The 23,391-nt window shown below is 70.1% G+C and carries 4 protein-coding genes; all 4 read right to left on the minus strand.

Annotation, left to right across the window (positions count from 1 at the left end):
- From BXA00_RS00545 to BXA00_RS00560, 4 genes are read right to left on the minus strand one after another with little or no spacing between them, the layout of a single operon-like run.
- On the minus strand, nt 1-7,872 hold the full coding sequence (locus BXA00_RS00545) for a non-ribosomal peptide synthetase (RefSeq protein ID WP_076515303.1): 7,872 nt from the start codon (nt 7,870-7,872) through the stop codon (nt 1-3).
- Nucleotides 7,872-15,761, minus strand: a complete 7,890-nt coding sequence (locus BXA00_RS00550; protein ID WP_076515304.1) for a non-ribosomal peptide synthetase — start codon at nt 15,759-15,761, stop codon at nt 7,872-7,874. The genes BXA00_RS00545 and BXA00_RS00550 overlap by 1 nt, the downstream gene beginning before the upstream one ends.
- Nucleotides 15,758-18,946: an amino acid adenylation domain-containing protein gene (locus BXA00_RS00555; RefSeq protein WP_076515306.1), complete on the minus strand. Its 3,189-nt coding sequence runs from the start codon at nt 18,944-18,946 to the stop codon at nt 15,758-15,760. The genes BXA00_RS00550 and BXA00_RS00555 overlap by 4 nt, the downstream gene beginning before the upstream one ends.
- Entirely contained in the window at nt 18,943-23,388 is a 4,446-nt protein-coding gene (locus tag BXA00_RS00560) for a TauD/TfdA family dioxygenase (RefSeq protein ID WP_076515307.1), read from the minus strand. Before BXA00_RS00560 ends, BXA00_RS00555 begins: the two co-directional genes overlap by 4 nt.
- Nucleotides 23,389-23,391 lie beyond the last annotated feature (3 nt).

The raw sequence follows: 23,391 nt of genomic DNA on the forward strand, positions 1-23,391 counted from the left end.
TTACATCTCCAGTTCATTCAAGAGGGAATCGATGGCGGCAAACTCGGCCTGCCGTTGTTCCCGAACGCCTTCGCCCGTTGCGCCGCGCAATGCGTCCAGCAGCGGCAACGCCGCCAGCTGCGCGACGGTGGGCGCATCGAACAGCGCGCGCAAGGGCACGTCGATACCGTGGACCTGCTTGATGGCTGCCACGACTTCCATCACCGCGATGGAGTCGCCGCCCAACTCAAAGAAATTGTCATGCCGGCCAATGCGGGGCGTGTCCAGCACTCGCGCCCAGATCTGAGCCAGTTGCGTCTCCGCTTGACCGTCGGGCGCGGCGTAGGCTTGGCTGGCGGCAAACTCGGCCTTGGGCAGGGCCTTGCGGTCCAGCTTGCCGTTGGCGTTCACGGGCAAGGCGTCCAGCGTGACGAAGGCGGCGGGCACCATGTAGTCGGGCAACGCGGCCGACAATGCGCTGCGCACCGCGGTGGTGTCCACGGCCGCGGGCGCAACATACGCCACCAGCCGCGCGCCCGACGGGCCGTCCTGCGCCAGCACCGCCGCCTGCTCCACGGCCGGGAGGGCCAGCAGGCTGGCTTCGATCTCGCCCAGTTCAATCCGCAGGCCGCGGATCTTCACCTGATGATCCAGGCGGCCCAGGTATTCCAATTGGCCGCCCTGCATCCAGCGCACCAGGTCGCCGGTGCGATACAGCCTGTCGCCCTGCCCGTCCGGATCCGCGACAAAGCGATCAGCGGTCAGGCCCGGGCGGTTCAGATACCCGCGCGCCAGGCCCACCCCGCCCAGATACAGTTCGCCCGGCACGCCCAGGGGCACGGGGTTCAGCTGCGCGTCCAGCACCCGCGTGCGGATGCCGGCGATGGGATAGCCGATCGGCACCACGCCACTGCCGTCAGCCACGCACGTCCAGTGCGTCACGTCGATGGCCGCTTCCGTCGGGCCGTACAGGTTGTACATCCCCGCCTGCGGCAGCAGCGCCAGGCAGCGCGCTTGCAGGTCCGCGCCCAGCGCTTCGCCGCTGCAGACGATGCGCCGCAACGTGGCGCACGCTTGCGCGCCCGCCTGTTCGGCATGGCTGATGAAGGCGTGCAGCATCGACGGCACGAAGTGCAGCGTGGTGACGCCCTGTTCCTGGATCAACGCCGACAGGCGCGCGGGATCCCGGTGCTCGCCCGGCCCGGCCAATGCCAGCCGCGCGCCGGTCATCAGCGGCCAGAAGAACTCCCACACCGACACGTCGAAGCTGAACGGGGTCTTTTGCAGCACCACGTCGTCCGCCGTCAGGCCGTACGCCTGCTGCATCCACGCCAGGCGGTTGGTCAGCGCAATATGCCGGTTGGCCGCGCCCTTGGGCTTGCCGGTGGAGCCCGAGGTGTAGATGACGTAGGCCAGATTCTCCGCGTGATGCGGCGTGTCGGGCGCGGACATCGGTTCGGACGACACCTCCAGCTGGTCCAGCGCCAACAAGGTCGTCGACGGCGACAGCGCGCCCATCCGCGCCGCCAGGGCCGTCTGCGTCAGCAACAGCGACACGCCGCTGTCTTGCAGCATGTACGCCAGCCGATCATCCGGGTAGTCCGGGTCCAGCGGGACGTAGGCGGCGCCCGCCTTCAGCACCGCCAGCAGCGCCGCCACCAGGTCCAGCGACCGTTCGGCGGCTATCCCCACGCGGTCTTCGGACCGCACGCCCAGGCGCTGCAAGCGATGCGCCAGCTGGTTCGCGCGGCGGTCCAGTTCGCCGTAGGTCAGGGACGCGTCAAAGCACGTCACCGCGACGCGGTCGGGCCATTGACGCGCCTGCCGTTCGAACTGGCGATGCACCGGCAGCGCGCCGTATTGCCGAGCCGTGTCTGGCGACAGCGGCAGGCCGTCATGCCGCGGACTCAACAAGGACACTTCGACTGGCGGGGTCAAGGGCAGTGCGCCCACACGGCCATCGTGCGCCGCCAAGCCAGCCAATACGTACTGCAGGCGACGCGCCAACGCGTTCGCCACCGTGTCCGACAAGCGTGACCGGTCATAGCTCAACTGCATCGACAGGCCGCGCTGCTGGGTCACGACCAGCGTTAGCGCGTAGTGCGTTTGTTCCGTGTTCTGCAAATTCGCAAACCGGACGCCCGACGACCCTTGTTCTTTGAGCGCCTCGTCCGCCGGGTAGTTTTCAAATACCACCAGCGTGTCGAACAAGGCGCTGCCGCCATGGCCTGCCCAGCGCTGGACGTCGAACAGCGGCGCGTGCTCGTGCTCGCGCGATGCCAGATTCTGGTCCTGGATGCCGCGCAGCCAGTCGCCCAGCGGCCTGTCGGGCGCCATCGTGACCGCCAACGGCAAAGTGTTGATGAACAGACCCAGCACGTGCTGCGCGCCCGCCATCGTGTCGGGCCGCCCGGACGTGGTGACGCCAAACCCTACCGTGGATTGCCCTGTCGCCTGCGCCAGGATCAGCGCCCACGCCGCCTGCAACAAGGTGTTCACCGTGACGCGATGATGGCGTGCGCGCTCGGCCAACGCCGACGACGCGGCAGGATCCAGCCGGGCATGCACGTCCGCGTATCCCGCGGCCGGCGTCCATTCGCCGCGGACGTCCAGTGCTGGGGCCAGCAGGCTGGGTTGATCCAGGGCCTGCAGGCAGCGACGCCAATAGGCCTGCGTATCGGCTTCGCTTCTTTGGGAAAGCCAGGCCAGATAGTCGCGATAGCGGCCCACCCCCACCGCCACAGGCAACCCTGCATACGTGCGCAGCACTTCGCCCAGCAGCTGGGTCACGCTCCAGCCGTCAAGCAGCAGGTGATGAAACGTCCAGATCAAGTGGTGGCGATGCTCGGCCGTTCGTGCCAAGGTCAAGCGCAATAGCGGCGGCGATGCCAGATCGAAGCCCTGCATCAGATCGGCGCGGGCCCGCGCGTCCAGGAGCGCGTGAACAGGAGGCGATGAATCTTGACGGCTGCGCGCATCGATCACCGCATACGGCAACTCCACTTCGCGCGCCACCCACTGCAGCGGTGCGCCCGCCCGTTGCACAAAGCCGGTGCGCAGTACGTCGTGGCGCGCCAGCGCCGCCGTCCACGCCAGCCGGAAGCGTTCCACGTCCAGCCCGTCGATATCGACGCGCAACTGGTTCACATAGGCGGGCGGCTGTCCTTCGTCTGCCGCCGCGTCCCACACGCTGTGAAACAGCATGCCCGCCTGCATCGGCGTCACCGGGTAAATGTCTTGCCATTGCGTCGGCGGCGCGGGTATGTCCAGCGTCCGCAGGCTTTCCCAGGCCAGGCTCGCCAGCGGGAAGTCCGATGGCGTCACCCCATGCGCGCCGCTCACGCAATGCGCCACCAGCGCGCGCAAGGCCGCTTCAAAGTGCCGCGCAAGCGCCTGCATGCGGGCAGGTTCGTGACGCTTGCCGCTATAGCCCAGCGACATACGCAGCTGCCCGTCATGAACCTGACCGTTGAAGGTCAGATCGTGGCCCAGCGGCGCGGCCTCGTCCTGGCCCGCACCGGGCGCTTCGGCGGCGATGCGCCAGCCGGCATCGCCTGCGGTCACCGTCTCGAATTGGCCCAGGTAGTTGAACAGGACCGGGGCTTGCGGCAGGTCGCGCAACGCATCGGCCAGCACGCCATACCCCAATCCGTGCGAGGGCACGGCGCGCAGCGCTTCCTTCACGCGCATCAGCCGTTCCCCGGGCTCGCCTTGCGTGTCCAGCACCACGGGATACACGCTGGTGAACCAGCCCACCGTGCGCGACAGGTCCAGTTCGCCCGTCGCGTCCTCCCGGCCGTGGCCTTCCAGGTCGATGCGCACCTGCTTCAACCCGCCCCACTCGCCCAGCGCCTGCGCCAGCGCGGCCAGCAGCAGGTCATTGACCTGCGTGCGGTACGCGCCCGGCGCGTCCTTGAGCAACGCCTGGGTCGTCGCGCGGTCCAGCGCCAGCGCGACGCGCTGCTGGTCGCCGACGCGGTTCGCGCCCTGCGCGTTGTCGCACGGCAAGGCATCGCCCGCCGGCAGCGCGCGCCAATAATCCCGTTCCGGTTCATACGCCGCGCGCGAGCCGTGCAGGCGCCGCGCCCACGCGCCGAAGCTGGCCGACCGCGCGGGCAGCGTGATCGCCCCGCCCGCCAGCGCCTGGGTGTAGGCCAGTTGCAGGTCCGCCAGCAGCACCCGCCATGACACGCCGTCCACGGCCAGGTGATGGATGACCAGCAGCACGCGCGACGTGCCATCGGCAACCTGCATCAGCACGGCGCGCAGCAACGGACCGTGCTCGATGTCCAGGCTGCGCTGCGCGGCGTCGCACTGCGCCTCGATGTCGGCCACCGGCACATCGCTGCGTAGCCACAGCATGTCCGCCCTGTCCGGGGCAGCCTCATAGCGCTGGCGCCACGCGCCGTCTTCGCGCTTGAAACGCAGGCGCAGGGCGGCGTGCTGCGTAGCCACGGCCTGCAAGGCGGCGGACAGCGCTTGCGCATCGACAGGCGCGTCGCCATGCAGCAGCACGGCCTGGTTCCAGTGGTTGTGGGACGCCAGCGGCAATGCCAGGAAGGCCGCCTGGATCGGCAGCAGCGGCAGATCGCCGACCGCCTCGTCGGTGGCGTCCTGCGCCTGCGCGGCCACCGCCACGCTGGCCAGATCGGCCACGGTCTGCCGCTCGAACACCTGGCGCGGCGTGACCTGCCAGCCCGCCTGGCGCAAGCGCGCCACGATCTGCAGGCTCAGGATCGAGTCGCCGCCCAGTTCAAAGAAGTTGTCGTGACGGCCCACCTGCGCCGCGCCCAGCACTTGCGACCAGATGGCGGCAAGCGCAGTTTCCACCTCGCCTTCGGGCGCCGCGTAGCCCTGGCTGGCCGCAAATTCCGCCTTGGGCAGGGCCTTGCGGTCCAGCTTGCCGTTGGCGTTCACGGGCAACGCGTCCAGCGTGACGAAGGCGGCGGGCACCATGTAGTCGGGCAACGCCGCCGACAACGCGGTTCGCAGCGCGGTGGTGTCCACGTCTGCAGGTGCGACATACGCCACCAGCCGCGCGCCCGACGGGCCGTCCTGCGCCAGCACCGCAGCCTGCTCCACGGCCGGATGCGACAGCAGGCTGGCTTCGATCTCGCCCAGTTCAATCCGCAGGCCGCGGATCTTCACCTGATGATCCAGGCGGCCCAGGTATTCCAATTGGCCGCCCTGCATCCAGCGCACCAGGTCGCCGGTGCGATACAGCCTGTCGCCCTGCCCGTCCGGATCCGCGACAAAGCGATCAGCGGTCAGGCCCGGGCGGTTCAGATACCCGCGCGCCAGGCCCACCCCGCCCAGATACAGTTCGCCCGGCACGCCGAGGGGCACGGGGTTCAGCTGCGCGTCCAGCACCCGCGTGCGGATACCGGCAATGGGATAGCCGATTGGCACCACGCCACTGCCATCGTCCACGCACGTCCAGTGCGTCACGTCGATGGCCGCTTCCGTCGGACCGTACAGGTTGTACATCCCCGCCTGCGGCAGCAGCGCCAGGCAGCGCGCTTGCAGGTCCGCGCCCAGCGCTTCGCCGCTGCAGACGATGCGGCGCAACGTGGCGCATGATTGCGCGCCCGCCTGTTCGGCATGGCTGATGAAGGCGTGCAGCATCGACGGCACGAAGTGCAGCGTGGTGACGCCCTGTTCCTGGATCAACGCCGACAGGCGCGCCGGATCCCGATGCTCGCCCGGCCCGGCCAATGCCAGCCGCGCGCCGGTCATCAGCGGCCAGAAGAACTCCCACACCGACACGTCGAAGCTGAACGGGGTCTTTTGCAGCACCACGTCGTCCGCCGTCAGGCCGTACGCCTGCTGCATCCACGCCAGGCGGTTGGTCAGCGCAATATGCCGGTTTGCCGCGCCCTTGGGCTTGCCGGTGGAACCCGAGGTGTAGATGACATAGGCCAGATTCTCCGCGTGGTGCGGCGTGTCGGGCGCGGTGACCGGTTCGGAGGACGCTTCCAGCTGGTCCAGCGCCAACAGGGTCGTCGACGGCGACAGCGCGCCCATCCGCGCCGCCAAGGCGGTCTGCGTCAGCAACAGCGACACGCCGCTGTCTTGCAGCATGTACGCCAGCCGATCATCCGGGTAGTCCGGGTCCAGCGGCACATAGGCCGCGCCCGCCTTCAGCACCGCCAGCAGCGCCACCACCAGGTCCAGCGACCGTTCGGCGGCTATTCCCACGCGGTCTTCGGACCGCACGCCCAGGCGCTGCAAGCGATGCGCCAGCTGGTTCGCGCGGCGGTCCAGTTCGCCATAGGTCAGGGACGCGTCAAAGCACGTCACCGCGACGCGGTCGGGCCATTGACGCGCCTGCCGTTCGAACTGGCGATGCACCGGCAGCGCACCGAATTCCGCCGCCAAGTCCTCCGGCAAAGACGGCCCCGTCTCCCATTCCCCCAACGTCTTGCGCTCCGAATGCGACAACAGCGCGGCATCCCACACGCACCCCGCATCGTCGTGCACCATCGCGCACAGCAACGCTTGATAGTGTCCGGCCATGCGCGCCAGCGTATCGGGCATGAACGAGGCACGCGGATATCGCCACGTGACGCGCAGGCCGCCGTCATCGTATTCGGCGGTATCGCACTGCAAGACAAAGGGCAAGGTCGGCGGGGCGAACGATGCCGACGCGCAACGCAGCCCGGCCAATTGCCAGCCGTCCGCGCCCGGCAACTGTTGATGGTTGAACAACACCTGAAATAGAGGCGTGTGGTCCAGGCTGCGTTCGGGCTGCAGCGCATCGACCAGCTTGTCGAACGGCAAGTCCTGATGCGCATGCGCCTGCGACACGGCATCGCGGGTCTGGGCAACCAGCGCCGACCAAGTCACGTCCGGGGCGAGCCGGGCGCGCAGCACCTGCGTATTGACGAACAGCCCCACCAGGTCTTGCACCTCGGGACGTGTGCGCCCGGCCACGGGCACCCCGACGCGAATGTCGGCCTGGCCGGTGTGACGCGCCAGCAACGCGTGGAATGCAGACAGCAAGACGACAAACAGCGTGCAGCCCCGGGCGTGCGCGTAGCGGCGCAGTTCGTCCGCAAGGGCCCGCGGCACGTCGGTGACGCACGCGTCGGCCGCCTGCCCGCCTGCGTCACGCCGGGAGAAGTCGGGGTTCAGTTGCAGAACAGGCTGATCCCCGGCCAGGGCCTGACGCCAATACGCCAGTTGCCGATCCTCTTCGCCGGCCGCCAGCAGGTCGCGTTGCCAGGCCGCGTAATCGGTGTACGCGATGGCGGGCGGCGGCGAGGCGACTTCCGCGCCGGCCCGCAGCGCCGCATAGTGCTTGCAGAACGCGTCCGTCAGCAAACCGATGGACCATCCGTCCGACACGATGTGATGCATGACGGTGACCAGCAGATGTTCATCGTCAGCCAGCCGAACCAGCCCCACCCGCAGCAAGGGGCCCGACAGCAGGTCAAAGGGTTCGGCGATCCATCCGCGCGCAATGGCCTGCGCCCGTTCTTCCTGATCCGCGTGCGGCGCGTCGCGCAGGTCGGCCTGAGCGATCTCCATGCGCCCAGGCGCCTGGACCACCGGATGCGCCATGCCGTCCTCGTCCACGTCGAACCGTGTGCGCAGCGCCGCGTGCTGGGCCGCTACGCGCTCGAAGGCCAGGCGCACGCTTTCCGCGTCCAGCGCGCCCGTCAGGCGCAACACGCCCGGCAAATGGTAGGCGGCGTCGTGGGGATCCAGGCGCCACAGGAACCACAGCCGCTCCTGCGCGTGAGACAGCACCGGCCGCCCCGAACGCGGCAGGATGGGCAGGTGCGACGGTTCCATGCCCTGTTCGCGCATCTTGTCGTACACGGCGCGACGCTGCGCGGGCGAGAGCGATGCGAATTTTCCAGCGATCTGCCGGGCCAGGTTATCGTCCATCACAAGGTCTCCAGGGTGTCGATGAACGCGTCGATGCTTCTCAGCGCGTCTGCCTGTCCTTTGCCGGCCTGCGCCGCGTCGGCCACGCGCTCGGCGAACCGCGCCAGCGTCTGCGCCTCGAACAGCGCGGCCAGCGGCGTCTCGATATCCATGTCTGTCCGAATGCGCGCGACCACCCGCATCACCAGCAAGGAATGGCCGCCCAATTCAAAGAAGCTGTCCTCGCGCCCCACGCGCGGCACGCCCAGCACGGCGGCCCAGATATCGGCCAATTGCCGTTCCAGATCGCTTTCGGGCGCGCTGTAGCGGCGCAACGAGGCCTGTGCGTCGGGCGCAGGCAGCGCCTTGCGATCCACCTTGCCGTTGGGCGTCAGCGGAATCGACGGCAGGACGACCCACACGGCGGGAACCATATAGGCGGGCAATGCCGCCGCCAGCTCGGCCTGCACGGATTCCAGCCAGGCGCGCTGCGCATCGTCGCGTGGCCCCGCCAGCGCCGGGTTGCGCGGCGCCACGTAGCCGACCAGGCGATGGCCCTGGCCGTCGTCGCGCGCCACCGTGACCGCCTGGCGCACGCTGGACAACCGCGCCAGGCAAGCGTCGATCTCGCCCAATTCGATGCGAAAGCCGTGCACCTTGACCTGATGGTCGGTGCGCCCCACGTACTCCAGCACGCCGTCGCCGCGAAAACGCGCCAGATCGCCCGTGCGGTAGAGCCGCGCGCCGGGCTGCGCCGCATAGGGGTCGGCGATGTACCGTTCGGCGGCCAGCGCCGGTTGATGCAGGTAGCCGCGCCCGACGCCCACGCCCGCCACGCAAAGCTCGCCGATGGCCCCGGCGGGCAGCAGGTCCAGGTTCGCGTCCAGCACGTAGAGCCGCGTGTGGTCGGCCGCCGTCCCGATCGCCAGCACCGGCCCGGGTTCGTCCCTGGCGTCGTCCACGCGGTACAGCGCCACATCGTCCGCGCATTCGGCGGGACCATAGGCATTGACCAGCGGCACGTCCGGATAGCGATCCAGCCACGCGCGCGCCAGCGCCACCGAACTGGCCTCGCCCGTGGGCAGCATCCAGCGCAGGCCGGGCATCGACACGGCGTCGGCCATCAACATGCCCTGGATCAGGGTCGGCACGGATTCCAGCACCGTGATGCCGCGGTCGTTCACGCGGCGGATCAGGGCCTGCGGGTCGCGCGCCACGCTATCCGCCACGATCTCGATGCATGCGCCGCACAACAGCCCCGCCAGCAACTGCCACACCGAGATGTCGAAGCTCTGCGCGGCCGTCTGGCCGATGACGTCGTGCTCGGTCAGCCCCAGCGCGGGGATCTTGCTGAGTTGGTTGTTCAGCATGCCCTGGCTGGTGACGACCACGCCCTTGGGCGTTCCCGTGGAACCGGACGTGAAGATCACGTAGGCGGCCTGGTCGCGATGCGCCGGCTCACGCAGATCGGCCTCGTCGCGGGAAGCCGGCGCGTCGACGTCGTGCCGGGCCACCGTGGCGGGCAGCGCCGCGATCACATCGGCGTGGGCCGCCGCCGCGCCACGATCCGTGATGACCGCGCGCGCGCGGCACAGGTCAAGGATCTGCGCCAGGCGCTGCGACGGCAGCGCCGGATCCAGCGCCAGGTAGGCCGCATTCGCCTTGAATGCGCCAAGCACCGCCGCCAGCATGCCGACGCCACGCTCGGCCAGCACCACCACCACGTCGTCGCGGCGCGCGCCCCCGGCCCGCAACGCGTGCGCGTGGCGGTTGGCCAGCCGGTTCAGCGCTTCGTAGCGGATCTCTCCCTGTGCATCGCGCGCGGCGATGCGCCCGGCGTGGCGGCGAGCCTGCGCCTCGAACAGCGCGGCGTAACCCGCCTCGAGCGGATAGCCGGGCGTCGCGCCCCGCCCAAGCGCCAGCACGCGGGCTTGTTCAACTTCGGGCAACAGCCCGATCCGCGCCAAGGGCAAGGCGGCGCTTTCGGCGAATTGCCCAAGCACATGGCGCAGGCCGTCCAGCACCCGCTGAACGGACGCCGCGTCGAACAGGCCGGCGTCATAGGTCAGCTGCAACACCAACTGCTCGCCCGGCTTGACCACGACCGTCAGCGGATAGTTGGTGTGCGTGCGGGCGCCATCGGCACGCGCCCCGATCGCTTGCGCGCGCGCCAGCAAGGCGCCGTCGACAGGCGCGTTTTCAAAGACGAACAGGGTATCGAACAGCGCGGTGCCGCGCGGCACGTCAGCCATGGCCTGGATCTCGGCCAGGGACAGGTGTTCGTGTTCGCGCAGCGCGGCATTGCCCGCCTGCACCGTACGCAGCCACTGCGCCACGCTGACCGGGCTGTCCGGCCCCGGCACCTCGATCCGCAATGGCAAGGTGTTGATGAACAGGCCGATCGTGTCCTGCACGCCATTCAGGTCCGTCGGCCGGCCGGCGACCGTCACGCCGTAGAGCACGTCGTCCAGCCCGGCCACGCGGGCGAGCCACAACGCCCACGCGCCCTGTGCATAGGTGTTCACCGTCAACTGCTGCCGCTGCGCCGCGCGCTGAAGCGCCGCGGTTTCGGCCAGGCTCAGCGACACCACGGCGTCCGCGGTCCGGGACTGGCCCGGCGTGGGCGCGATCCGGCCCGCCAGCGGCAAGGGCGTGACCGTGCCGAAACCGCGCAGCGCGTCGCGCCAGTAGGCGCGCGCCGCCGCCATGTCCTGCCGCCCCAGCCACGCGATGAAGTCGCGATACGGCACGGGCTGCGCCAACTGCGGCGGCTGCCCCTGTGCGAAGGCGTCGTAGGCGGCAAAGAAGTCCGCCAGCAGCAAGGACCGGCACCAGGCATCCATCAGGATGTGGTGATAGCTCAGCACCATCCGGTCGCCGTCGGCCAGCCGCGCCAGCCGGACGCGCCACAAGGGTGCAGCGGCCATGTCAAAGCCCGCCGCCAGCTCGTCCTGCAGGAGGCGGTCCAATTGCGCCAGCGCCGCCTCCACGGGCAGTTCGCGCCAGTCCAGCACCTGGACCGGCGCCGCGACCTCGCGCCGGATCACCTGCAACGGCGTCTCGCCCGCCTGCCAGGCAAAACCCGCGCGCAGCGCCTCATGGCGTTGCGCCATCAGGCCCCATGCGCGGCGCGCCGCATCCAGATCCAGGTGGCGGTCAAAGCGGTAGCGGTCCTGCATCAGGTACATGCCGGAGCCGGGATTCATCAGCGTGTGCAGCAATAGCCCCTGCTGCATGGGTGTCGGGGGATAGATGTCGGCGACATCGCGCGGGTTGGGCGCCAGACGGTCCAACTGCGCCTGGGTCAGGTCCGCCAGCGGGAAATCCGACGGCGTCAGGCCGCCCGCGCCGGGCGCGTCGACCACGTCGGCCAGGCGGGCAAGCTCGGCCACGCAGGCGTCGGCCAGCGCGCGCACCTCGACGTCATCCTGCATGGCGGCGCTGTACGACCACGTCCATTGCAAGGCGCCATCGCGCAGCGCGACACCGATGTCCAGCACGCTGCGGCGCTCGCTGTCCGGGTCGCGTTCAGCGCCCGCCGGCTCGTCGACCCAGGTCCAGGCGCGCGCGGCGGCGTCGGTCCGGCCCAGGTAATTGAAGGTGATGCGGGGATACGGACGATAGGCCAACGCTCGGCCGGCGTCCGTCATGGTGCGCAGCACGCCATAGCCGAGGCCCTTGTCGGGCACCGCCCGAAACTGCGCCTTGACGGCCGCCAACGCGCTGCCGGGATCTCCCGCGCCCGGGCACAGGCGCAACGGGAACAGCGAGGTGAACCAGCCGACGGCCCGGCTCGCATCCACGCCCGTGGCGTCCTCTTCGCGGCCGTGGCCCTCGACCTCCAGCAACACGCTTTCCTGGCCCATCCAGCCGCAAAGCACCCGGGCCACGGCCGTCAGCAACAACTCGGGGGCCTGCGCCCGATACGCCCGCGCGCCGCCCGCCAGCAAGCGCGCGGATGCCGCGGGGTCCAGCTGCGCCGACACGCTGCGCTGGTCGGACACGCGGTTGGCGCCCTGCGGCCGCGCCACGGGCAGCGGCGCGTCACGATCGCCGCAGAGGGCAAGCCATTGGGGCAATTGCGCTTGCGTGGCCGGCAACGCGCCATAGCGCGCCAGCGCCTGCGTCCAGTCGGCGAACGACACCGTGGCCGGCGGCAGGATCAGCGGCGCGCCGCGGCGCGCCTGCTCATAGGCGGTTTCCAGATCTTCCAGCAGGACGCGCCAGGACACGGCGTCCACGACCAGGTGGTGCGCCACCCACAGCAACCGGCCCGGACGGCCTGCTTGCGGCGCGATCCACGCCGCGGCGGTCACCGGCCCGGATTCCAGGTCTAGGCTGCGCTGCAAGGTGTCCGCCACCCGCGCCAACGCGGCCTCGACGCCGTCCCCGGACGGCGCCAATGCCAGGCGCGGGGCGACGGCGTCGGCGTCGTATTCCTGCACCCACCCCGCCCGCGGATCCTGCCGGTAGCGCAGCCGGAATGCATCGTGGTGCGCCAGTACCGCGTCCATGGCGCGTTGCAGCGCGGCCACGTCGATGTCGTCGTTGGGGCGCAGCACCACCGACTGGTTCCAGTGGCCGCGCCTGGGCACGGACAGATCGAAGAACGCGTGTTGCACCGGCGCCAGCAGGGCCGGGCCGCGGGCCGGACCCGATGCGGCCTGGGGACGCAGCGCCGATGCCGACAACGCCAGCGCGGCGATCGTCTGCCGCTCCATGACGTCGCGCGGCGCGATCTTCACGCCCTGTTTGCGCGCGGCCGCCACGATTTTCAGGGTCAGGATCGAATCCCCGCCCAGCTCGAAAAAGTTGTCATGCCTGCCGATGCTGGCCACGGCCAGCACGTCGCGCCAAATGGCGGCCAGCAACTGCTCGGTGTCGCCGACCGGCGCCTCGAACCCGCCATCGCGCTGAAAGTCGGGCGCGGGCAGCGCCTTGCGATCAATCTTGCCGTTGGCGCTGAGCGGCAGCGCCGCCAGCACCACGATGACCGCGGGCACCATGTAATCCGGCAGTTCGGCGGCCAGGGCCGCGCGCAACGCGACAGGGTCGGGTTGCCGGGCGGCGTCCCGTGGCGACACGTACGCCACCAGCTTCGTTCCGCTGGCGGCCTCATGCGCGACCGCCACCGCGGCCGCCACGCCCGGCTGCGCCGCCAGCCGCGTCTGCACTTCGCCCAGTTCCACCCGAAACCCGCGGATCTTGATCTGGTGGTCCGCCCGCCCCTGATACAGCAACTGCCCATCGGTGCGCCATGACGCCAGGTCGCCGGTGCGGTACAGGCGCGCGCCCGGCTCGCTCGCAAAGGGATCCGCGACGAAGCGGTCCGCCGTCATGCCCGGGCGGCGTACATACCCCCGCGCCAGACCGATGCCTCCCAGGTACAGCTCGCCGACGGCGCCCGGCGGGGTCAGGTTCAGGTCGGCATCCAGCACCCAGGCCTGGGTGGCCGAGATGGGTGAGCCGATGGGAACGTTCGCGCCATCCTGCGCCATGCAGCGCGACGCCGTGACGTCGATCGCGGCCTCGGTCGGACCATACAGATTGTGCAGTTCGGCCCCCGGCATGCGTTGCAGCACGTCGTCGCGCACCTCGGCGGGCAAGGCTTCGCCGCTGCACAGAATGCGGCGCAGCGATACGCAGCTTGCGGCCGCTTCATAAGCCATGAAGGCGGCAAGCATCGACGGCACGAAGTGCACGGTCGTGACGGCATGGCCGCGAATCAGCGCAACGAGGCGCTCCGGATCCCGGTGATCTCCCGGCTGCGCCATGACCAGCCGCGCGCCCGTCATCAGGGGCCAGAAGAATTCCCAGACCGACACGTCAAAGCCAAACGGCGTCTTCTGCAACACCACGTCGCCGGCCCCCAAGCGGTACGCCTGCTGCATCCACGCCAGGCGGTTCGTCAAGGCGGCGTGCCGGTTGGCGGCCCCCTTGGGGCGGCCGGTGGAGCCAGAGGTATAGATGACGTAAGCCAGGTTTTCCCCGTGCAGCGCCACGTCCGGATCGTGCGCCGCGTCCGTGAGCGACGCGTCACGCAGATCCACGACCGCAGGGCCTTCGGCGGACACCAGCCCATCGGGCAGGTCTTGGGCGCATAGCAGCAGCCTCGCGCCACTGTCCCGCAACATGTAGGCCAGCCGGTCGACGGGATAGTCCAGGTCCAGCGGCACATAGGCCGCGCCGGCCTTCTGGATGGCGAGCAGCCCCACCACCATGTCCACCGAGCGCTGCACGGCGATGGCGACCCGCGCATCAGGGCCCGCGCCCCGCGCGATCAGGTCATGCGCGCGGCGATTGGCGCGGGCATTCAGGTCGGCATAGCACAGCGACTCGTCGCCGCACACCAGCGCGATGGCGTCGGGCGTGGCGCGGGCCTGCTGTTCAAACAGGCGATGCACCGGCGCGCGCTGGACATGTTGGGTAGCGTTGCGGCTCCAGGCCTGCACCTGCGCACGTTCCTCCGGCAAGATCAGGTCCAGGGCCGCCACGCGGCTGTCTGGCTGCGTCACCAGCGTCTCCAACACCCGCAGATAGCGCCGCCACATCCGCGCCGCCGTGTCCTCGCCGTACAGCGCCGTGTTGAACTCCAGCCTGCCATGCAACGCCGGGGACGGCCCGGCGGCATCGTCCCACAGCAGATCCAGCGACCATTCGAACTTGGCGCTGCGCTCGGGCAGCGCCAGCCGTTCCACGTTCACGCCGGGCAAGGACAGCCCCGGACCGGCGCTGCCCACCTGAAGGCCGAACAGCACCTGGAACAAGGGGCTGCGCGCCGGGTCGCGTACGACGTCCCGGCTTTCCAGCAATAGTTCCAGCGGCAGATCCGCATGGTTCATGGCGGCGCGCGCGTCGGCGCGCACGGCCTGGCATATCTCGCCCAGGGTGGCCGTTGCCGGCGCATTCACGCGAAACACCTGGGTCGTCACGAAAAAACCGAGCAGCTCCTGAAGCTCCGGCCGGTTGCGGTTGGCGCTGGGCACGCCCACCGCGAAGCCGGTCTGCCCGCTGAGCCGCGCCAGCAACAGTTGCCACGCCGTGAACAGGGCCACGAACGGCGTGCATTGCGACGCGCGGCAGAACGCGCGCAGCCCGTCGACCAGCGCCGCGGGGACGTCGACGTACCGCGCAGCGCCCTCGGCGCCCAGCACGGCGGGACGCGGATGGTCCGCGGGCAAGACCAGGTCTTGCAGATCATCGCCCAGGTGCGCATTCCAATGCGCCACGTGCGCCGCATAGCCGCCGGCCTGCGCATGCGCACGCTGCCAGGCAGCAAAGTCGCTGTAGCGCCGCGGCGTTTCGTTCGCGGCCGCGACGCCCGACGTGGCGATCTCGCCATAGGCCTGCGCCAGATCCCGCATGAAGATGGGGTTGGACCACGCGTCCGACACGATGTGATGCAGGCACCACGCCAGCACGTGGTCGTCGCTTGCCATCCTGAACACGCACGCGATCAGCGCGGGCGCCCGGGCCAGGTCGAAGACATGGGTTGCGATCCTTGCGCAGTGCGCTTGCAGCGCGGCCTCACGCGCGCCGGGCGCCAACGCGCCAAGGTCGACCACGTCCAGCGTGAAGGCGTGGGCGGCGTCCACCCGCTGGCGCGGCTCGCCATCCTGTTCATGGAAGGTGCTGCGCAAGACCGCATGGCGGCGGGCCAGCGCGGCGAAGGCTTGACGCAACGCCTGGACGTCCAGCTTTCCCCGGAAACGCAAGGCGCGCGGCAGGTTGTAGGCGGTGGAGGCGGGATCCAGCCTCTGCAAGAACCACAGCTGCTGCTGCGAATACGACAGGGGCGCGTCGTCCCGTTCTTCGCTTGCCGGTATCGCCGAGGCGTCCAGCGTGGCGTCCTCATCGTTGTCGTCTTCGGCGAGCAAGGCTCGCAACAGGGCTTGCTGGGTATCGCTCATGCGGGCTCCGTCACTTGGGCGGCCAGGGCGGCGCGCTCTTGGGGCGACAAGTTGTTCAGCTGGACGCGCAGTTGCGCGATCTGGTCCAGTTGCGCGGGGTCCTCGGCCTGCTGGCGCAAGGCGGTGGCCAGCCGCGCCACGGTGGGATGGTCGAACACCAGGCCCGGCGCCGCCTCGACGCGCAATTGCTTGCGCAACCGCGTCACCAGCTTGATGACCAGCAGTGAATGGCCGCCAAGCGAGAAGAAGTCGTCATGCACGCCAACGCTGTCGCGCTCCAGCAGAACAGCAACGCACCCCGCCAGCACCGTCTCCAACGCATCGCGAGGCGCCACCGGCGCCGTCGGCGCCGCGTCCTGGACCGCGACGACCCGCGCTTGCAGCGCATGGCGGTCCACCTTGCCGTTGGGCAGGCGTGGCAGGTCGGGCTGACGCTGGATGCGCGAGGGCAGCATCGGCGCGGGCAGCAGCGCGGCCAGCGCCGCGCGCAGGTCGGCGTCCGTCTGGGGCGGATGCGTCTCGTCCACCGTCACGCATGCCGTCAATTCGACGCCCGCCGCGCCGGGCATCGCCAGCACGGCGGCCTGTTGCACGCCGGGCAGGCTCAGCAGCGCCGCTTCGATCTCGGCCGGTTCGATGCGAAAGCCCCGGACCTTCACCTGATGGTCGGCGCGTCCGGCCAGACGGATGCCGCCGTCCGGCAGCGCGTACGCCAGGTCGCCGCTGCGATAAAGACGTTGCCCGGGCAGGTACGGATCGTCAATGAACGCGTCGTCGCCGGATGCACGCAGGTAGCCATTGGCCAGTTGCGCGCCGCCGATGTACACCTGGCCCAGCGCCCCTTGCGCCGTCGGTGTCAGGTCCGCGTCCAGCAGTCGGATGCGGCAGCCGGGCAATGCGCGCGTCAACGGCAGCACACCGCCCGCGCCGGCATCCGCGGCCGCTGTGACGGCATGGACCATGACGCCAACCGTGCTTTCCGTGGGGCCGTAATGGTTGAACAGCCGGCAATCGGGCGTCAGCTGGAAAATGCGCCGCACCAGCGCGGCGGAGGTCGCCTCGCCGCCCAGGATCACCGTACGCGGCGCCGCGGCGCCATCGCAATCGAGCAGCGCGGCCAGATGCGAGGGCACCATCTTGATGGCATCGATGCGTTGCGCGCCAAGGAAATGCGAGAAGGACTGCGCGTCCTGCACATCCGCCTCGCCGGCGATCACCAACGCGGCGCCGTTGTACAGCGCGCCAAACAGCGCGGTGTTGCCCAGATCGGCAGCGACGGTGGCCGTCAGCGCCCAGCGGCGCGCCTGGTCCAGTCCCATGGCACGCGTAACGCCCGCGACATAGTTCAGCAAGGCGCGCTGCCCCACCGCCACGCCCTTCGGCGCGCCCGTGGAACCCGACGTGTACAGCACATACGCGGGTTGGCGCAGCAGCGCCGCGTCGTTCAGCGCAGGGAGCGCGGCGTCGGACACGCCGGCGCCCAACGTCACCCGCGCCACGCCGTCAAAGGGCGACGCGTCCTGCGGGCGCTGCACCACGCACGCCGCCGACGCATCCTGCATCAGCGCCGCGCAGCGCGCCTCGGGCCACTGCGGGTCCAGCGGCAAATACGCGGCGCCGCAACGCCATGCCGCCAGCAGCGCAACGATCAGGTCGGCGCCCCGCGGCAGGCGCAACGCGACGACGGCGCCTGCCGTCACGCCCTGCGCCGCCAGGACGCGCGCCGCCTGATCCACCCGGACCGCCAGCGCCGCGTAATCCAGCGTCTCGCCCTCGTCGACGATGGCCGGCGCCGACGGCGTGCGCGCGGCCCACGCCAGCACCTGCGCCAGCAGCGGCTGCGCGCCGGCATCCCAGGTTTCGCCCGCATACAGCGCGGTATCGGGCGCGGCAGGCGGCAACAGCCTGGACAAAGGGGTTTCCGGCGCGCCGGCCGCTTGCGCCAGCACCTCCAGATACTGCGCCAGCAAGCCCCGCACGGCCGCCGCGCCATAGCGGTGCGGCGCGTAGGCCAGCTGCAAATGGGCGACCTGATCGGCTGCCGGCGTCAGCACAACCTGCAGGGCCAGATCGAAGTCCGCCGGGCCGGCGCCGCATTCCCAGCGCACGGCCGCGACGCCGGCGCCAGGCAAGCCCTGCGGCATCGCGGCGAACCCGACCTCCTGGTGCCGGCTGGCGGCATCGGCGGCAAGCGGGTAGTGTTCCTGGGCGCCGATATGCGCGAGGCGCCGCTCGGCAAGCTGCCGGGCGCAGTGTTCAAACGCATCGTCCGCCTGCCAGTCGACAGCCAGCGGCAGCACTTTCTCGTACGCGCCGACCGCGCCGGCCAGCATGTCGTAATCGGCGCGGCAGTCGTGCCGCCAGCCGGTCACGTGACGATAGCCGCCCGTCAGCCGGCCCAGCAACGCCAGCCACGCGGCGTGCAGCACGGTTTCGACAGGCAGGTCCAGGCGCTGCGCCAGTTGCGTCACGCCATGCGCGGCCGAGGCGTCCGCGGCGCAAATCGCGAGCGCGGCGCTATCCTGCGCCGCGCCCGTCGCGCGATAGGACAGGCGCGGCGCCTCCAGACCGGACGCCTCGCCCTGCTCGCGCCAATACGCGCGCCCCGGCTCGCCCTCCGGATCGGCAGCCAGCTCCTGGCGCCACAGCACGTAGTGGGTGTAGTCGAACGGCGCGTCCTCGCCGGCATCGGGGTCCGGCATCGCGCGTGGGGCCAGGCCCGGTTCCAGCGCCCGCGCGACGTCGTTCAGCAGTTGCAGCATCGAGCCCTCATCCGCGATGAGCGGCGTTGCGGCCAGGGCCAGCCAGCCGCCCTGCCCGGCGCCCGTGAACCAGGCGGCGTGCAGCCCCGGTTGGGCGGCGACGCGGCCATGCCAGGCCTGTACCGCGCGGTGCGGATCCTTGCCCTGGCCCGCCACGACCTCCCAGGTCCAGGCGGCATCGCCGTCCGGTTGCTGACGCAGGCCCCGGTATCCCGGCACCTCGAAAAAGCGCAAGCGCAGCGCCGGATGCGAGGCGACCACGCGGTTCAACGCCGCGCGCAACGCGTCGCCGTCGCGTTCCGATGCCATCCGGGCCAGCATCAGGCGAGCGGCCGGGGCGTGCCCGGACCGGGCCAGGCATGCCCGCTGTTCGGGGCTCAGCGGCAGGAGGTCCCGCGCCGCGGTATCGGTGGCGTTGCTCATCGGCTGGCTCCTGCATCCGGCTGGGCGCCCAGCGCGGCGCGGTCGAACATCGACCCCATGGCCACCACGACCTTGCGCGGCTCCTCATAGGGATCGCGGGCATGCGCGGCCAGCATGTTGTCCAGCATCACGACATCGCCCCGCCGCCAATCGAAGCGCACCGCGCAGTCCTCATAGGTCTTGCCGATCAGGTCCATCACCGCATCGGGAATGGGGCTGCCGTCGCCAAAGCACACGTGGCGCGGCACGCGCTCCAGGCCGGCCGTGCTCAACAGGTGATCGCGGACTTCGGGCTCCAGGCAGTGCAGGTGATGCAATTGCACCTGGTTGAAGAAGACGCGCTCGCCCGTGACGGGGTGCGTGATGACCGCCGGGCAGCGCGTGCGCGTTTGCAAGGCGTCCTCGCCCACCCAGGCGAAATCGATCCCGGCCTGGCGCAGGGTGGCCTCCACCTGCCGGCGATCATCCGTCTTGAAGAATGACTGCCATCTGACGTCCAGGCGATCCGTGAACGTCCGGATGTAGAGCAGCTGCTTGCGTTCGAACTCCTGCACCAGATCGCCGGGCAGGCGGCGCAGCATCTCGCGGCAATCCACGATGGGCGTGGCGCCGCCGACACGAGACGGCAGTTCGCAGAAGAACAGCTGCTTGCGCGGCCAGCGATCCAGATGCGCGCTTTCGTTGTGATACAGGATCATCTGCTTCTCGGGATAGGGGGTCGAGCGGTACGTATTGCGTCCGCCCTCCTTCTTCGGCAGGTCGCCGTAGTCGCCATACAGCACCGGTTCGACGGATTCGGCAAAGGACTCGAACTGTTGCGCCGTGCCGATCGCGAAGTTGCGGAACAGGATGCCGCCGTGCGCCTCGAGCCAGCGCTCGATGCGCGTGCGCTCGGCCGCTGCCCAGGCGATGGGGTCGAGGTCCGGGTCCAGCGCCTCGACGACGATGGGGAATTGCCGGTCGGGCGACAGGAACGAGGTCCTTATCGGGGCGTGTGCAGCGGCGGGCGCGGCGGCCGGCGCCGCGGCTCCCCGCGCGGACAGGCTTCGCAGGCGGTCCAGCTTGGCGGCGGGCGACGGATTGGCGACAGACATGCGAGGCTCCTTGAAAGAGGGCAAGGCGTAACCGCTCAAGGGCAAGCCGGGCTCGGCGGCCACTTGGCGCAACAGTTCCGCCCATTCCAGGGCGACGCGTTCAATCGTGGGCGGGTCGTACAACGCCGTGGCGTACGTCCACGCCACGTTCAGGCCCTGTTCATGCTCGTGCACGAAAACGCCCAGGTCGAATTTCGAGTCCGTGGCGGGCGCATGGCGCGGTTCTATCGCCAGGCCCGATAGCGTGAATTCGTGCTGCGGCGTGTTCTGCATGACGAACAGCACCTGCACCAAGGGGTTGCGGCTGCGGTCGCGCGCGGCGCCGGTGGCGTCGACAATGCGGTCAAACGGTACGTGCCGGTGTTCAAACGCGGTCAGCACACCATCGCGCACCTGCGCCAGCCAGTCCGCGAACGCCTGCTCCCGCCGCACGCGCATGCGCAACGGCACGACGTTGACGAAAAAGCCGATCAATGGCGCAAGTTCGACGTGGTCGCGGCCGGCCACGTCCGTGCCGATGACCAGCTCGTCCTGGCCCGAGCGGCGGTGCAAGACCCACAGGAACGACGCAAGCAGCAGCTGGAACAGCGTGGCGTCGTGGCGTCGGGCCAGGTCGGCCAGTCGACGGGTCAGGGTGGCGGGAATGGGCAGGCGCAGCGTCGCGCCGCGCAGGTCCGCCACGGCGGCCCGCTCGCGGTCCCCCGGCAACGTGCTGAGCGCCGGGGCGCCGGCCAATGCGCGCCGCCAATGGTCCAGTCCCGCCTGCATGGCGGGCGACTGCGCCTGCGACTGGCTCCATGCGGCGTAATCGCCATACTGCAAGGTCAAGGGAGGCAATTCACGACCTTCGTATCCTGCGCACAGCTCGCGCAGGAAGACGCCGGCCGACCAGCCATCAAACACAATGTGATGCGCCGCCAGCACCAGCAGGTGCCGGCCGGGCGCCAGGCGCAGCACCGCCGCGCGCAACAGGGGGCCGGTGGCCAGGTCGAAGGGCTGCGCGGCGCAGGCCGCAATGTGCGCTGGCGCCGCATCCGGCTGCGCGCCTAAATCGGTGACCGGCAGCGGCAGCGACACCGAGGGCAACACCCGCGCCACCGGATCGCCATGCTCGTCTTCCGGGTAGATGCTGCGCAGGATCTCGTGGCGCCGCAACGTGCCGTCCAGGGCGCGCGCCATCCGGTCCAGGTCCAGCTCGCCCTGCAGTTCGTAGACGGCGCTCAGGTTGTAGGCGGCGCGTTGGGCCGGCGTGGCGGCCAGCCGGTCCACCAGCCACAAGCGCTGCTGCGCGGGCGACAAGGGCATATCGGCCAGCCGCCGCGCGGGCGCCAGCGCCACGGGCACGCTCTCATGCCCTGGATTCAGCCGGGGCAGCGTGTCGATCAACGCGGCGGCCTGCGCCAGTTCGGGGTGTTCGAACACGGCGCGCAGCGGCATGTCCACCGACCAGTGCGCGCGGATCCGGGCGGCCACTTGCGCCGCGCTGAGGGAATTGCCCCCCAGATCGAAGAAGTGCGCGTCGCGCCCAGGCGCTTCGCGCGCCAGGACCTCGGCCCAAATGGCGGCCAGCGCCTGTTCGGTGTCTCCGCGGGCCGGCTGCGGCGCGGGCTCGTCGACCGGCCCGCCAAGCAGGAAGCCGCCGTTTTGATGGATGGCGTAGGCGTCCAGGGTCCGGTCCAGCCACCCCTGGCGAGTGGCGGCACGTTGCAGCTTGCCGCTGGACGTCTTGGGCAAGGCGCCCGGTTCCAGCAGCAGGGTCACGAAGGCTGGCTCGCCGCACGCGATGCCGACGGCGTGGTTCAGCGCCGTCACCGTGGCGGCGGCAGTCGCCTTCTTGCGATGCGTGCGCGAGATCTCGACCGCCACCCCGATGCCCTCGCCTTGCGGCCCATCCACGCGAAACACCGCCGCGCGCCCTTTCCTGACGCCATCGACCCGCGCCTCGATCACGCGCTCGATGTCTTGCGGGTAGACGTTGTGCCCGCGCACGATGATCAAGTCCTTGAGGCGGCCGTTCACATACAACTGGCCGCCGTGAAAGCCGCCCAGGTCGCCGGAACGCAGCCAGCGCAGGCCGTCCCGCTCCACGAACGCCTTCTGGGTGGCCTCCGGGTTGCCCCAATAGCCGGCCGCGATGCTGGGACCGGCCGTCCAGATCTCGCCCAGCGTTCCCGGCGCGGCGGGTTCGGCCGTCGCCGGGTCGGCGATCAGCACGCGGTGATCCGCCGCAGGCACGCCGCACGCGACCAGGGGCGTGCCCAGGGGCGCCGGCCGCAATTGGCCGCCCGCCAGGCCGGCTTCGTCAAAGCGCGTGATCAGCGGTCCGTCGCCCCGTTGATTGCCGGACACGAACAGGGTCGCTTCGGCCAGGCCGTAGCACGGGTAGATGGTCTGGCGCGGCATGCCCGCCGGCGCACACAACGCCGCGAACCCGTCGACGGTGTCGTTGCGCACCGGTTCGGCGCCCGAAAAGGCGATACGCCAGTGAGACAGGTCCAACCTGCCGATCTGCTCGGGCGTCACGCGCTCCACGCAGAGACGGTAGGCGAAGTCGGGCCCGCCGCTGACCGTGGCGCGATAGGTGGAAATGGCGTCAAGCCAGCGCAACGGCCGCTCAAGAAAGTACTTGGGCGTCATCAACACGACGCGGCAGCCGACGTAGACCGGCTGCAACAGCGCGCCGATGAGCCCCATGTCGTGATACAGCGGCAGCCACGACACGAAGGTGTCTTCGCGCCGCGTCAGCATGCCGGACTGGATGGACCTTTCGTTCGCCATCAGGTTGGCGTGCGTCACCATGACGCCCTTGGGCGCGGCGGTCGAGCCCGAGGTGTATTGCAGGAAGGCGACGTCCTCGCCCGCCGGCTCAAAGGGCCGCCACCGTTGCGCGTCGGCCGTATCGACGCGGTCCGCCGCCATCACGTCCACGCCCGCGAACACCGATTCGCTGTCCTGCAGCCAGCCCGCGACGTTTGCCGTGGTCAGGACGCCGGCGGCCTGGCAGTCCCTGGCCATCAGGCGCAGCCGCTCCAGTTGCTGATCGCGCGCGGATTGCGGCGGAAACGCCGGCACCGAGGTCATGCCCGCGGCCATGCACGCAAAGAATGCGATGACGTAGTGCTCGTCGTTGTCCAACAGCAGCAGCAGGCGCGAACCGATGTCGTAGCGCGCTTGCAGCGCGGCGGCCAGCGCCCTCACGCGCAGGTCCAGCGCGCCATAGCTGTAGGACGTTTCGCCCTGCGCGTCAAGCACGATCAACGCGGTATCGTCGGCGCGGCTGTGCGCCAGTTCGCGCAGGCGCGCGGCGATGCTGACGGTGGTTTCGGAAAGGGAGGCCGGATGATTCATCAA

The sequence above is a fragment of the Achromobacter sp. MFA1 R4 genome, from assembly GCF_900156745.1.
GTDB lineage: Bacteria > Pseudomonadota > Gammaproteobacteria > Burkholderiales > Burkholderiaceae_B > Achromobacter.